13 protein-coding genes and 3 tRNA genes are annotated in these 10,856 nt (G+C 70.6%); 3 read left to right on the plus strand and 13 right to left on the minus strand.

Translation table 11 applies throughout. The annotated features are described in order from the left end of the window. Nucleotides 1-39 precede the first annotated feature (39 nt). On the minus strand, nucleotides 40-873 hold the full coding sequence (locus IF129_RS24220) for a lysophospholipid acyltransferase family protein (RefSeq protein ID WP_191211948.1): 834 nt from the start codon (nucleotides 871-873) through the stop codon (nucleotides 40-42). 158 nt (nucleotides 874-1,031) lie between these two features. Between IF129_RS24220 and cofC the strand changes: the two genes are divergently transcribed. After that, a complete protein-coding gene (gene cofC / locus IF129_RS24225) occupies nucleotides 1,032-1,685 on the plus strand; it encodes a 2-phospho-L-lactate guanylyltransferase (protein ID WP_224755497.1) in 654 nt (217 codons plus the stop codon). Here the strand turns inward: cofC and IF129_RS24230 are convergent. From IF129_RS24230 to leuC, 5 genes are all read right to left on the minus strand, one after another. Further along, the gene (locus tag IF129_RS24230) at nucleotides 1,657-1,860 is read right to left on the minus strand and encodes a hypothetical protein (RefSeq protein WP_191211950.1); all 204 of its coding nucleotides are present in this window, start codon (nucleotides 1,858-1,860) and stop codon (nucleotides 1,657-1,659) included. The two genes, cofC and IF129_RS24230, sit on opposite strands and share 29 nt — an antisense overlap. A gap of 128 nt (nucleotides 1,861-1,988) precedes the next feature. Continuing rightward, the gene (locus IF129_RS24235) at nucleotides 1,989-2,633 is read right to left on the minus strand and encodes an HU family DNA-binding protein (protein ID WP_191211951.1); all 645 of its coding nucleotides are present in this window, start codon (nucleotides 2,631-2,633) and stop codon (nucleotides 1,989-1,991) included. Between the two features lie 126 nt (nucleotides 2,634-2,759). Beyond that, nucleotides 2,760-2,984 (minus strand): SCO5555 family protein, encoded by a 225-nt coding sequence (locus tag IF129_RS24240; protein WP_191211952.1) that lies wholly within the window; start codon nucleotides 2,982-2,984, stop codon nucleotides 2,760-2,762. A gap of 226 nt (nucleotides 2,985-3,210) precedes the next feature. After that, the gene (leuD, locus tag IF129_RS24245; RefSeq protein ID WP_191211953.1) at nucleotides 3,211-3,804 is read right to left on the minus strand and encodes a 3-isopropylmalate dehydratase small subunit; all 594 of its coding nucleotides are present in this window, start codon (nucleotides 3,802-3,804) and stop codon (nucleotides 3,211-3,213) included. A gap of 5 nt (nucleotides 3,805-3,809) precedes the next feature. After that, nucleotides 3,810-5,234 (minus strand): 3-isopropylmalate dehydratase large subunit, encoded by a 1,425-nt coding sequence (gene leuC / locus IF129_RS24250; protein WP_191211954.1) that lies wholly within the window; start codon nucleotides 5,232-5,234, stop codon nucleotides 3,810-3,812. A 152-nt stretch (nucleotides 5,235-5,386) separates the two neighbouring features. On the opposite strand from leuC, the gene ndgR reads away from it, so the two are divergent. Continuing rightward, entirely contained in the window at nucleotides 5,387-6,112 is a 726-nt protein-coding gene (gene ndgR, locus IF129_RS24255) for an IclR family transcriptional regulator NdgR (protein ID WP_191211955.1), read from the plus strand. Nucleotides 6,113-6,158: 46 nt separating this feature from the next. Here the strand turns inward: ndgR and IF129_RS24260 are convergent, their stop codons facing one another. After that, on the minus strand, nucleotides 6,159-6,632 hold the full coding sequence (locus IF129_RS24260) for a DUF4188 domain-containing protein (RefSeq protein ID WP_224755498.1): 474 nt from the start codon (nucleotides 6,630-6,632) through the stop codon (nucleotides 6,159-6,161). A gap of 197 nt (nucleotides 6,633-6,829) precedes the next feature. Here IF129_RS24260 and IF129_RS24265 point away from each other — a divergent pair, with 197 nt between their 5' ends. Next, nucleotides 6,830-7,477, plus strand: coding sequence for a MerR family transcriptional regulator (locus tag IF129_RS24265; protein ID WP_191211957.1), 648 nt, complete (start codon nucleotides 6,830-6,832; stop codon nucleotides 7,475-7,477). Between the two features lie 47 nt (nucleotides 7,478-7,524). Here the strand turns inward: IF129_RS24265 and IF129_RS24270 are convergent. The 6 genes from IF129_RS24270 to IF129_RS24295 all read right to left on the minus strand — a co-directional run bounded on the left by IF129_RS24270 (nucleotide 7,525) and on the right by IF129_RS24295 (nucleotide 10,855). Then, nucleotides 7,525-7,597 (minus strand) — tRNA-Glu (locus IF129_RS24270). A gap of 27 nt (nucleotides 7,598-7,624) precedes the next feature. Continuing rightward, nucleotides 7,625-7,697, minus strand: a tRNA-Glu gene (locus IF129_RS24275). A gap of 25 nt (nucleotides 7,698-7,722) precedes the next feature. After that, nucleotides 7,723-7,794 (minus strand) — tRNA-Gln (locus IF129_RS24280). Between the two features lie 208 nt (nucleotides 7,795-8,002). Then, nucleotides 8,003-9,490: a glutamate--tRNA ligase gene (gltX, locus tag IF129_RS24285; protein WP_191211958.1), complete on the minus strand. Its 1,488-nt coding sequence runs from the start codon at nucleotides 9,488-9,490 to the stop codon at nucleotides 8,003-8,005. Beyond that, nucleotides 9,483-10,265 carry a fumarylacetoacetate hydrolase family protein gene (locus IF129_RS24290; RefSeq protein ID WP_191211959.1) on the minus strand — a complete coding sequence of 261 codons (783 nt, stop codon included), beginning with the start codon at nucleotides 10,263-10,265 and terminating at the stop codon, nucleotides 9,483-9,485. Before IF129_RS24290 ends, gltX begins: the two co-directional genes overlap by 8 nt. A 131-nt stretch (nucleotides 10,266-10,396) precedes the next feature. Continuing rightward, the gene (locus IF129_RS24295) at nucleotides 10,397-10,855 is read right to left on the minus strand and encodes a GTP-binding protein (RefSeq protein WP_224755499.1); all 459 of its coding nucleotides are present in this window, start codon (nucleotides 10,853-10,855) and stop codon (nucleotides 10,397-10,399) included. Between the last annotated feature and the right edge of the window lies 1 nt (nucleotide 10,856).

Consider the following 10,856-nt stretch of genomic DNA (forward strand, 5'->3'; position numbering starts at 1 on the left):
CGGTGCCCCACGATCCGGTGCCGAACACCGCTGCCTTCGTCACGCGGACTCCCCCTCGGTGGCCTTGGTGCGGGGAGGCCCGGAGGGGTCCCGGTCCGGCTGCGGCGCCGTCGCCCCGCCCCGGCCCGTGCCGCGCGTGCGGCGGTTGCGGCGCTCCTCCGCCACGACCCTGCGGTGGTCGTAGCGCTCGGCGGGGGCCGGTTCGCCCCGGAGTTCGGCCAGTTCGCCCGTGATGGCGTCCATGATCGCGTCGGTGGCCCCCCTGAGCACCTCGGCCGTGGGCTCCCGGTCGTGGAAGCGCGAGAGGTCCACCGGCTTCCCCGCCCGCACGCGCAGCGTCCTGCGCGGGAAGAGACGGACCCGCTTGCGCTTGGCGTACGGCGGCACCACCTCGTGCGCCCCCCACTGGGCGACGGGAATGACCGGTGCCTTCGTCAGCAGGGCCACGCGGGCCGCGCCCGTCTTGCCCTCCATCGGCCACAGCTCCGGATCACGGGTGAGGGTGCCTTCGGGGTAGAAGGCCACACACTCGCCCTTGCTGATGGCGTCGACGGCGGCACGGAAGGCACCGACCGCGTCGGCGGACTCCCGGTACACGGGGATCTGCCCGGTGCCCCGCATGACGGCTCCCACGAAACCGCGGCCGAACAGGCTCACTTTCGCCAGAAATCGGGGAACCCGTCCCGTGTTGTACTGGAAATGCGCGTACGCCAGTGGATCAAGATAGGAGTTGTGATTGACGGCGACGATGAATCCGCCTTCGGCCGGAATGTTCTCCATTCCGCGCCAGTCCCGACGGAAGAGGAGGAGCAGGACGGGTTTGACGATGGCCGCGGCCAAGCGGTACCAGAACCCGATTTTTCGGCGGGACACCGGGACACCATCTCCTCTTGCTCTTCGCACCGGACCGGTTGCCGGACCGGCCGGCTCGCACTGTGCGCCGGGGACAACCGCACAAGTGTGGCCCTCGGCCACGGCCCTGTCGAGGACACCGTAACCCCAGGCCCCGCAGCGGGGAGAGAATGGGCCCGATGCCGCACGCGACGAGTGCCCGGGCCGGCTGGTCCCTGGTCGTTCCCCTCAAACCGCTGGGCCGGGCCAAGAGCAGACTGGCCGGGGCACTCGGAGAGGCACTGCGCCCCCGGCTGGCCCTGGCCTTCGCCCAGGACACCGTGGCGGCAGCGCTCGAATGCCCGGCGGTTGCCGATGTGGTGGTCGTCACGGACGACGCCGTGGCCCGACGGGCCCTGACGGCACTGGGCGCCCGGGTACTCGGGGACCCTCCGGGCGGTGGCCTGAACCCGGCCCTGCGCCACGGCGCGCGTACCGTACGCTCCCGCCGCCCCCGCTCGGCGGTGGCCGCCCTCAACGCCGACCTGCCCGCGTTGCGCCCCGAGGAATTGACGCGCGTTCTCAACGCCGCGGAGGAATTTCCGCGGGCCTTTCTCGCGGACGCCGCGGGGGTGGGCACCACCTTGCTTTCCGCGCGGCCGGGAAACGAACTGGAGCCGCGTTTCGGCGGTGCGTCCCGCGAACGTCACCGGCGGTCCGGAGCCGGCGAGGTCGCCCTCGTCGGCGTGGACAGCGTGCGGCGGGACGTCGACACCGGAGCGGATCTGCGGGCGGCACTGGAGCTCGGAGTGGGACGGCACACGCTCAGAACGTCTGCAGCGTCACGAGGGTGACGCGGCGCTCCTCGCCACCGCCCGTCGTCTCGATGCGCACCCGCTGCCCGGGCCGGAGCAGCCGCAACCCTCCGGCGTCGAAGGCGGCGGCGTCGAACGGCACGGGGGTGCCGTCGTCCAACAGGACGCTGCCCGTGCGGGTCTGCGGATCGAAGGTGTACGCGGTGGCCTGCATGGACAGAGCCTATGGCCTGCGCCATCCCCGGTGTACCGCGCGGGCCGCGGCGGTCGAGGGTTCGCGGTGGGGACGTGCTGCGGGCCGGGCTCCCCCGTGGGGCCCGGCCCGACGGCGTGAGCGGAGGCTCAGCGGCTGCGCGCGCTCTTCTTCGCGGCGGTCTTGCGCGCGGAGGTCTTGCTCGCGGGCGCCTTCTTCGCCGTGCTCTTCTTCGTCGGCGCGCTCTTCGCGGCGGTCTTCTTGGCCGTGGTCTTCTTGGCCGCCGCCTTCTTCGCCGCGGCCTTGGCCGGGCTGGACTTCTTCGCGGTCGCCGTCTTCTTCGTCGCGGTCTTGGCCGCGCTCGTCTTCTTGGCGGGAGCGGTCTTCTTGGCGGTGGTCTTCTTGGCCGCCGCCTTCTTCGCCGCGGCCTTCTTCGTGGCCGCCTTCTTCGTCGTCGTGCCGCCCGAGAGGCTGCCCTTGGGGGCCTTCTTGACCGCGACGTCGTTCTTCGGGAGCTTCTTGGCGCCGCTCACCAGGTCCTTGAACCCCTGACCCGCCCGGAAGCGGGGCACGGCCGTCTTCTTGACCCGAACCCGTTCGCCGGTCTGCGGGTTGCGAGCGTACCGCGCGGGGCGCTCGACCTTCTCGAACGAGCCGAAGCCGGTGACCGACACACGCTCGCCCGCGCACACCGTGCGGACGATCGCGTCCAGTACGTGGTCGACCGCGTCCGCGGCCTGCTGCCGACCGCCCAGCTTGTCCTGGATTGCTTCAACGAGCTGCGCCTTGTTCACGTCTTCCCCTTCAGAGGCATTCCGTCACGAATGGTGTTCACGCTTTTTCGCACGGTAGGCAGATATATACCGCAAATCAAACACGAAACGGGCTAATCACCCTTGTGCCGCAACGAACTCCGCCGGTCATGCAGAAGGGAAGCGGCGGCCGTCGATCTCCTCCATCAGCCGTTCGAGCCTCCGCGCCGCCGAGGCCAGGTCGTGCTTCGCCGCCGCCGTGATGACGAGCAGCTTCCGGGTGAGCGCCTCCCGTTCGCCCTCCGGGACTTGCAGTGCGCGCACCTTGCGGTGCGCTTCCTTGAGCCGGTCGGCGACGAGACCGTACAGAGCCAGTTCGTCATCGCCGTCCATGCACCGATTGTGCCATCTGGGGGGAGTTGTCGCCTCGTGGGGCCTCAACGCTCCGCCCGGGTGGACCAGTGCACTTCCAGCCACCCAGGCTACCTTTCCAGCCAACTGCGCGGTAAACGGGTCGATTTCGCAGCCGCGCGTACCCGTCCGAAGCACACGAAAACGCGGTGCCCCGTTCCGGAGAACGGGGCACCGCGATGCTGCGAACGGGGAGTCGGCCCCTGGCTCAGGCCGCCTGCGTCTGTGGCTTGAAGGAGGGACGTCCGCTCTCGTAGGCGGCGATGTCGCCCTCGTTCTGCAAGGTGATGCTGATGTCGTCCAGCCCTTCCAGAAGACGCCAGCGGGCGTTCTCGTCCAGCTCGAAGTCCGCCTCGACACCGGGCGCGAGGACCTTGCGCGCCACCAGGTCGACGGTGATCTCCGTTGCCGGGTCCTCCTCCGTGAGCTGCCACAGCGCGTCCACCGTCTCCTGCGGAAGCACCACGGTGAGCAGGCCGTTCTTGAGCGAGTTGCCTCGGAAGATGTCGGCGAAGCGGGAGGAGACCACCGTCTTGAAACCGTAGTTCTGCAGGGCCCAGACGGCGTGTTCCCGCGACGAACCGGTGCCGAAGTCGGGGCCCGCCACCAGAACGGTGGCACCCTGGCGTTCGGGCTGGTTCAGCACGAACGCCCCGTCCTTGCGCCACGCCTCGAAGAGGCCGTCCTCGAACCCGTCACGGGTGACCTTCTTCAGCCAGTGCGCGGGGATGATCTGGTCGGTGTCGACGTTGCTGCGGCGCAGCGGAACGGCCCGGCCGGTGTGGGTGGTGAAGGCTTCCATGGTGTTCAGACTCCCGCGGGCACGGCGTTGTCGGACAGGTCGGCGGGCGAGGCGAGGTGCCCGAGTACCGCCGTGGCGGCGGCCACCGGCGGGGAGACCAGGTGGGTCCGCCCGCCCTTGCCCTGCCGGCCCTCGAAGTTGCGGTTGGAGGTGGAGGCCGAGCGCTCGCCGGGGGCCAGCTGGTCGGGGTTCATACCGAGGCACATCGAGCAACCGGCGTGCCGCCATTCGGCCCCCGCCGCGGTGAACACCTTGTCCAGCCCCTCCTCCACGGCCTGGAGGGCGACGCGCACGGAGCCCGGCACGATCAGCATCCGGACGCCGTCGGCGACCTGGCGGCCCTCGATGACGGCCGCGGCCGAGCGCAGGTCCTCGATGCGGCCGTTGGTGCACGAGCCGACGAACACGGTGTCGACTTTGATGTCCCGCAGGCGCTGGCCGGCGGACAGACCCATGTAGGTCAGGGCGTTCTCCGCCGCGAGCTTCTCACTGACGTCCGTGAAGGAGGCCGGGTCCGGGACGCTCGCGGACAGCGGCGCGCCCTGGCCGGGGTTGGTGCCCCAGGTGACGAACGGTGCCAGCTCGGCGGCCTCGATGACGACCTCGTGGTCGAACACCGCGTCGTCGTCGGTCCGCAGCGTCCGCCAGTAGGCGACGGCCTCCTCCCAGTCGGCGCCCTCGGCCGCGTGGGGACGGCCCTGGAGATAGGCGAAGGTGGTCTCGTCGGGAGCGATCATCCCCGCCCGGGCACCGGCCTCGATGGACATGTTGCAGATGGTCATCCGCGCCTCCATCGACAGCTTCTCGATGGCCTCGCCGCGGTACTCCAGCACGTAGCCCTGACCCCCACCGGTGCCGATCTTCGCGATCACGGCGAGGATGAGGTCCTTGGCGGTGACGTCCTCGGGCAGTTCGCCGTTGACCGTGACCGCCATCGTCCTGAACGGCGCCAGCGGCAGTGTCTGCGTGGCCAGGACGTGCTCGACCTGGCTGGTGCCGATACCGAAGGCCAGCGCTCCGAAGGCACCGTGGGTGGAGGTGTGGCTGTCACCGCACACCACGGTCATCCCCGGCTGCGTCAGCCCCAGCTGGGGGCCGACGACGTGCACGACGCCCTGCTCGACGTCGCCCAGGGGGTGCAGCCGCACACCGAAGTCCGCGCAGTTCTTGCGCAGGGTCTCCAGCTGGGTCCGCGAGACCGGGTCGGCGATCGGCTTGTCGATGTCGAGGGTCGGGGTGTTGTGGTCCTCGGTGGCGATGGTGAGGTCGGTGCGCCGCACCTGGCGCCCGCTCTTGCGCAGGCCGTCGAAGGCCTGCGGGCTGGTCACCTCGTGCAGCAGATGAAGATCGATGTAGAGCAGGTCGGGCTCCCCCTCCACACGCCGAACGACATGGTCGTCCCAGACCTTCTCCGCGAGTGTCCGTCCCATCGCTATCCCTCCGGTCGGCCGCGCCGCCGACCCCATATAGAGATCCTTGCCCCGCCGCTGGGGATGCCCAGGTGGTGGCCGTCACTCCAGCCTGGCGGGTTTCCGGAGATATTGAACTTGCGTTTCGTAATGTGAGACGCGAGTATCGACGCATGGACAACTCTAGCGGCGCCTCAAGTGGTGTGGGCGTTCTCGACAAGGCAGCTCTGGTACTGAGCGCTCTGGAGTCCGGTCCGGCCACTCTCGCCGGGCTGGTGAGCGCGACCGGGCTGGCACGACCGACGGCGCACCGACTGGCGGTGGCACTTGAACACCACCGCTTCGTCGCCCGGGACATGCAGGGCAGGTTCATCCTGGGCCCCCGCCTGTCCGAACTGGCGGCCGCCGCCGGCGAGGACCGGCTGCTGGCCTCGGCCGGTCCCGTCCTGACGCACCTCCGCGACGTCACCGGGGAGAGCGCGCAGCTCTACCGGCGTCAGGGCGACATGCGCATCTGCGTGGCCGCGGCCGAGCGGCTCTCCGGCCTGCGCGACACCGTTCCCGTCGGCTCCACGCTCCCGATGAAGGCCGGCTCGGCCGCCCAGATCCTCATGGCCTGGGAGGAGCCGGAACGACTGCACCGCGGCCTCCAGGGGGCCCGGTTCACCGCGACCGCCCTCTCCGGCGTACGACGCCGTGGCTGGGCGCAGTCCGTCGGCGAACGGGAACCGGGCGTGGCCTCCGTCTCGGCCCCCGTGCGCGGCCCGTCCAACCGCGTCGTGGCGGCCGTATCGGTGTCCGGACCGATCGAGCGGCTCACTCGGCACCCGGGCCGCATGCACGCCCAGGCCATCGTCGACGCCGCGAACCGCCTCTCGGAGGCCCTGCGGCGCGGCTGAACGCCGTCGGCGGCACGCACCGGAACCACTCTCCCGCCCCTGCGGCTCAGCCCTGCTCCGAGGAGCTGAGCCGCAGCCGCGCGCCCGCCCGTTCCCCTCTGCGCCCCACCGGTATGACGCCGGTGGCGGCACCCAGCCCAAAGGGCGGCATAGACACGTAAATGGCCTCGTAGGCCCCCGCGGGCACGACGTAGGTCTCGTGCCAGATCCCCACGGCACCTGCGGCCTGCCGTGCCCGGCGGTTGAACGCCGTCCAGGCCGGGCGGTGCTCCTTGTCCTGCGCGGAGGCGTACGCGATCAGCTTCTCGTGCGACGCCCAGTACTGCACCACGAAGAAGAGCCGCGGCCCCCCGCTCAGGAGCCGGTAACCGATCATGCCGCTCGTCTCGTCCCGGCTCAGCTCCTTGAGCATGCGCGGCATCGCCGTGAACGCCGGCCACCAGCTGCGCACGGAACGCAACCGGTTGATGCGCAACCCGATCAGGAAGACGGTGACCTCCCCCTCGATCGCAGCGGTCATCCGTCCTTCGACGACTGCGTGCGCCATGACACCCGTCCCCTCGTCCACGCGGCACGCGAACGCGCCGTCGGCGGCCCGCGTGACGTCTCACACCGTATTGGATAGCAACACTATCCCGTGATTGGATAGTGCCACTCTCCCTCGGTCGGGCGCAAGGCCCCTCAGGGGTGAACGGCGAAGACGGGAGAATCACCGGCATGAGACTGGCGGAACTGAGCGGACGCAGCGGGGTGCCGACCGCGACGATCAAGTACTACCTCCGGGAGGGGCTCCTGCCGCCCGGCGAGCGGGTCACGGCGACCCAGGCCGAGTACGGCGAGGAGCATGTACGCCGCCTCGGCCTGGTGCGCGCGCTCATCCAGGTCGGCCGCGTGCCGGTGGCCACGGCGAAGGAGGTGCTCCACGCCATCGAGGACGCGTCGCTGCCCCACGACGCACGGCTCGGCATCGCCGTGGAGTCCCTCCCGCCGCCCCGAGGATCCGCCGTCGACCCCGAGGTGCTGGAGGCCGCCGGCGGACGCGTCGCCGAGCTGCGGAACGCGCTGGGATGGGACCACGCGACCACGTCCGTGGGCCAGGAGATGCTGGTGACGGCCGTGGCCACGCTCATGCAGCTCGGCTACCCGTGTTCGGCGGAGCACCTGATGCCGTACGCCCGGCTCGCGGGCGAGCTGGCCGCCCACGACATGGATCTCGTCGAGGGTTTCGAGACGCCCACGACGCAGCTGGAAGCCGCCGTGGCCCTGACGGTGCTCTACGAGCCCGTTCTGCTGGGCCTTCGGCGCATGGCCCACGCCGAGGAGGCGACCCGCCGGTACGGAAAGGGCGTGGGAACCCGGTCCTGAACAGCGCGAAGGCCCGCACCGAGAGGTGCGGGCCTTCGTCGATCGAGTACCCCCGACCGGATTCGAACCGGCGCTACCGCCTTGAGAGGGCGGCGTGCTAGGCCGCTACACAACGGGGGCCCCAGCACGGCTCTCGAAGAGAGCCAGTACCCCCGACCGGATTCGAACCGGCGCTACCGCCTTGAGAGGGCGGCGTGCTAGGCCGCTACACAACGGGGGCATCGATCTTGCTGAGAAAGATCGCGCTGGGGTACCAGGACTCGAACCTAGACTAACTGAACCAGAATCAGTCGTGCTGCCAATTACACCATACCCCACCAAAACTCAACCCCCGGTGGGGGTTTCGTCCAGGTGAGCCGCCTCCCGGTGTTCCGGCCTTTCGGCCTGCCCGCTCGGCGACAGGAAGAACATTACCCGATCGCGTGCGGTGCTCCAAAACGGGTTGTGCCGCCGCGCCCGCGTCCCCCGGGTCCGGGTGGGGCCGGACACACGTCCCGTCGCGTCCCACCCGGCACGACGCCGCCGTCAGGCCGACAGCCGCCCCAGAGCCGCGTCGACGCGGGCCAGGGTGCGCTCGCGGCCCAGGACCTCCAGCGACTCGAACAGCGGGAGGCCGACGGTGCGCCCCGTCACCGCGACCCGGACGGGCGCCTGCGCCTTCCCGAGCTTGAGCCCGTGCTCCTCGCCGGCCGCGAGGACGGCGGCCTTCAGGGCCTCGGCGTTCCACTCGGCGGCCGCGAGCCTCTCCCGGGCCGTGACGAGCAGGGCCTCCGCCCCGGGCTTCATGGCCTTGGCCCAGGAGCCCTCGTCCCGCACCGGCTCGTCCAGGAACAGGAAGTCCACGTTGGCCGTGATGTCGGACAGGACGGTCAGCCGGGTCTGGGCCAGCGGTGCCAGCTCCTCGAAGGCCGCCCGGTCGAACGCCTCGGGCTTCCACGGGGCGAACGGCGCCCTGAGCCACGGCTCGCAGGCGGCGGCGAACTCCGCGACCGGCATCTCCCTCAGGTGCGTGGCGTTGACGGCCTCGCACTTCTTGAGGTCGAATCGGGCCGGATTGGCGTTCACGGCCGTGATCTCGAAGGCGGCGACCATCTCCTCCATGGAGAAGATGTCCCGGTCCTCCGCCAGCGACCAGCCGAGCAGGGACAGGTAGTTGAGCAGCCCGGCCGGCAGGAAGCCGCGCTCGCGGTAGAGGTTGAGCGAGGACTCCGGGTCCCGCTTGGACAGCTTCTTGTTGCCCTCGCCCATCACGTAGGGCAGGTGGCCGAACTGCGGGGTGCCGCCGTTGCCGACGCCGATCTCCGCGAGCGCCCGGTACAGGGCGATCTGGCGCGGGGTGGAGGAGAGCAGGTCCTCGCCGCGCAGCACGTGGGTGATCTCCATCAACGCGTCGTCGACCGGGTTGACCAGCGTGTACAGCGGTGCGCCGTTGGCCCGGACGATGCCGAAGTCGGGCACGTTCTCCGGCTGGAAGGTCAGCTCGCCCCGCACCAGATCGGTGAAGGTGATCGCCTCGTCGGGCATCTTGAAGCGCACGACGGCCGTGCGGCCCTCCGCCTCGTACGCGGCGACCCGCTCGGCGCTGAGGTCGCGGCACAGCCCGTCGTAGCCGGAGGGACGGCCGGCCTTGCGGGCGGCCTCGCGGCGGGCGTCCAGCTCCTCCGTGGTGCAGTAGCAGCGGTAGGCGTGACCGGCGTCGAGCAGCTTCCGCGCCACCTCCGCGTAGAGGTCCATGCGCTGCGACTGCCGGTACGGCGCGTGCGGGCCGCCGATCTCGGGGCCCTCGTCCCAGTCGAACCCGAGCCACCGCATGGAGTCCAGGAGCTGCTGGTAGGACTCCTCCGAGTCCCGTGCGGCGTCGGTGTCCTCGATGCGGAACACCAGCGTGCCGCCGTGGTGGCGGGCGAACGCCCAGTTGAACAGGGCGGTGCGGACCAGGCCCACGTGCGGGTTGCCGGTCGGCGAGGGACAGAAACGGACCCGGACGGGTGCCGGGGTGCTTGCGCTAGCCACGCTTGATCACCTTGTTGGTGAGAGTGCCGATGCCTTCGATGGTGACGGCGACCTCGTCGCCGACGTTGAGGGGGCCGACGCCCGCGGGGGTGCCGGTGAGGATGACGTCGCCGGGCAGGAGGGTCATCGCCTCGCTGATGTGCACGACGAGGTCGGCCACGGAACGGACCATCTCGCCGGTGCGGCCCAACTGCCGCTGTTCACCGTTGACCGTGCAGGCCACGGCGACGTCGGCGGGGTCCAGCTCGGTCTCGACCCACGGACCGAGCGGGCAGGAGCCGTCGAAGCCCTTCGACCGCGCCCACTGCTCCTCGCCGCGCTGGACGTCGCGCGCGGTGAGGTCGTTGGCGCAGGTGTAGCCGAGGACCACCTCGGCGACGCGCTCTCGCGGCACCTGGTGGCACATGCGCCCGATGACGACGGCGAGCTCCGCCTCGTGCTGGACGTCGGCGGAGAACGCCGGGTAGGCGACCGGGTCGCCGGGGCCGACGACCGAGGTGGAGGGCTTGAAGAAGACCACCGGGGTCTCGGGGACGGTGTGTCCCAGCTCTTCGGCGTGCTCCGCGTAGTTGCGGCCGACGGCCACGACCTTGCTGGGGAGGACGGGGGCGAGCAGCCGCACCTGGCCGAGCGGGACCTTCTGGCCGGACCGCTCGAACTCACCGAAGGGGTGTCCCTTGATGATGTCGAGCACGAGTCCGGGCTCGGTGTCGGCGTCGCCCTCCACGACGCCGAATCCGACGTTGCCGTCGATGGAGAATCTGGCGATGCGCACGGTGCGGTGACCCTTCGGTGGCCTCGGACGGACGGTGAGGACTCAGCGTATCCGCTGCCGTTCACCCGTCGCCCCGCGGCCGTGACAGGCCCGCCCCCGGGCCCGTGCGGCCGGGGGCGACAGGGCCCGCGTCAGCGCAGGCGGGCCATGAGGGCGTGTTCCACGAGGGTGATCAGCGCGCTCTTCGCGTCGGCGCGGTGCCGGGCGTCGGTCGTGATGATCGGGGTGTCCGGCCCGATCTGCAACGCCTCGCGCACCTCGTCGGGGCTGTAGGGCTGGTGGCCGTCGAACCCGTTGAGGGCGATGACGAAGGGGAGCCCGCTGTTCTCGAAGTAGTCCACCGCCGGGAAGCAGTCCGCCAGCCGCCGCGTGTCGACGAGCACGACGGCACCGATCGCCCCGCGCACCAGGTCGTCCCACATGAACCAGAACCGGTCCTGCCCCGGCGTACCGAACAGGTACAGGATCAGGTCCTGGTCGAGGGTGATCCGGCCGAAGTCCATGGCCACGGTCGTCGTCGTCTTGTCACCGGTGTGGGTGAGGTCGTCGATGCCGGCAGAGGCGGAGGTCATGACGGCTTCGGTGCGCAGT

It is taken from the genome of Streptomyces chumphonensis (assembly GCF_014779715.1).
Lineage (GTDB): Bacteria > Actinomycetota > Actinomycetes > Streptomycetales > Streptomycetaceae > Streptomyces > Streptomyces chumphonensis.

Coding starts and splice junctions, on each gene's coding strand:
- IF129_RS24240 (WP_191211952.1), bottom strand. CDS start 2,984: ATGGACGGCGATGACGAACTGGCTCTGTACGGTCTCGTCGCCGACCGG.
- ndgR (WP_191211955.1), top strand. CDS start 5,387: ATGGACAACTCTAGCGGCGCCTCAAGTGGTGTGGGCGTTCTCGACAAG.
- IF129_RS24260 (WP_224755498.1), bottom strand. CDS start 6,632: ATGACCGCTGCGATCGAGGGGGAGGTCACCGTCTTCCTGATCGGGTTG.
- cofC (WP_224755497.1), top strand. CDS start 1,032: ATGCCGCACGCGACGAGTGCCCGGGCCGGCTGGTCCCTGGTCGTTCCC.
- leuC (WP_191211954.1), bottom strand. CDS start 5,234: ATGGGACGGACACTCGCGGAGAAGGTCTGGGACGACCATGTCGTTCGG.
- IF129_RS24265 (WP_191211957.1), top strand. CDS start 6,830: ATGAGACTGGCGGAACTGAGCGGACGCAGCGGGGTGCCGACCGCGACG.
- IF129_RS24230 (WP_191211950.1), bottom strand. CDS start 1,860: ATGCAGGCCACCGCGTACACCTTCGATCCGCAGACCCGCACGGGCAGC.
- leuD (WP_191211953.1), bottom strand. CDS start 3,804: ATGGAAGCCTTCACCACCCACACCGGCCGGGCCGTTCCGCTGCGCCGC.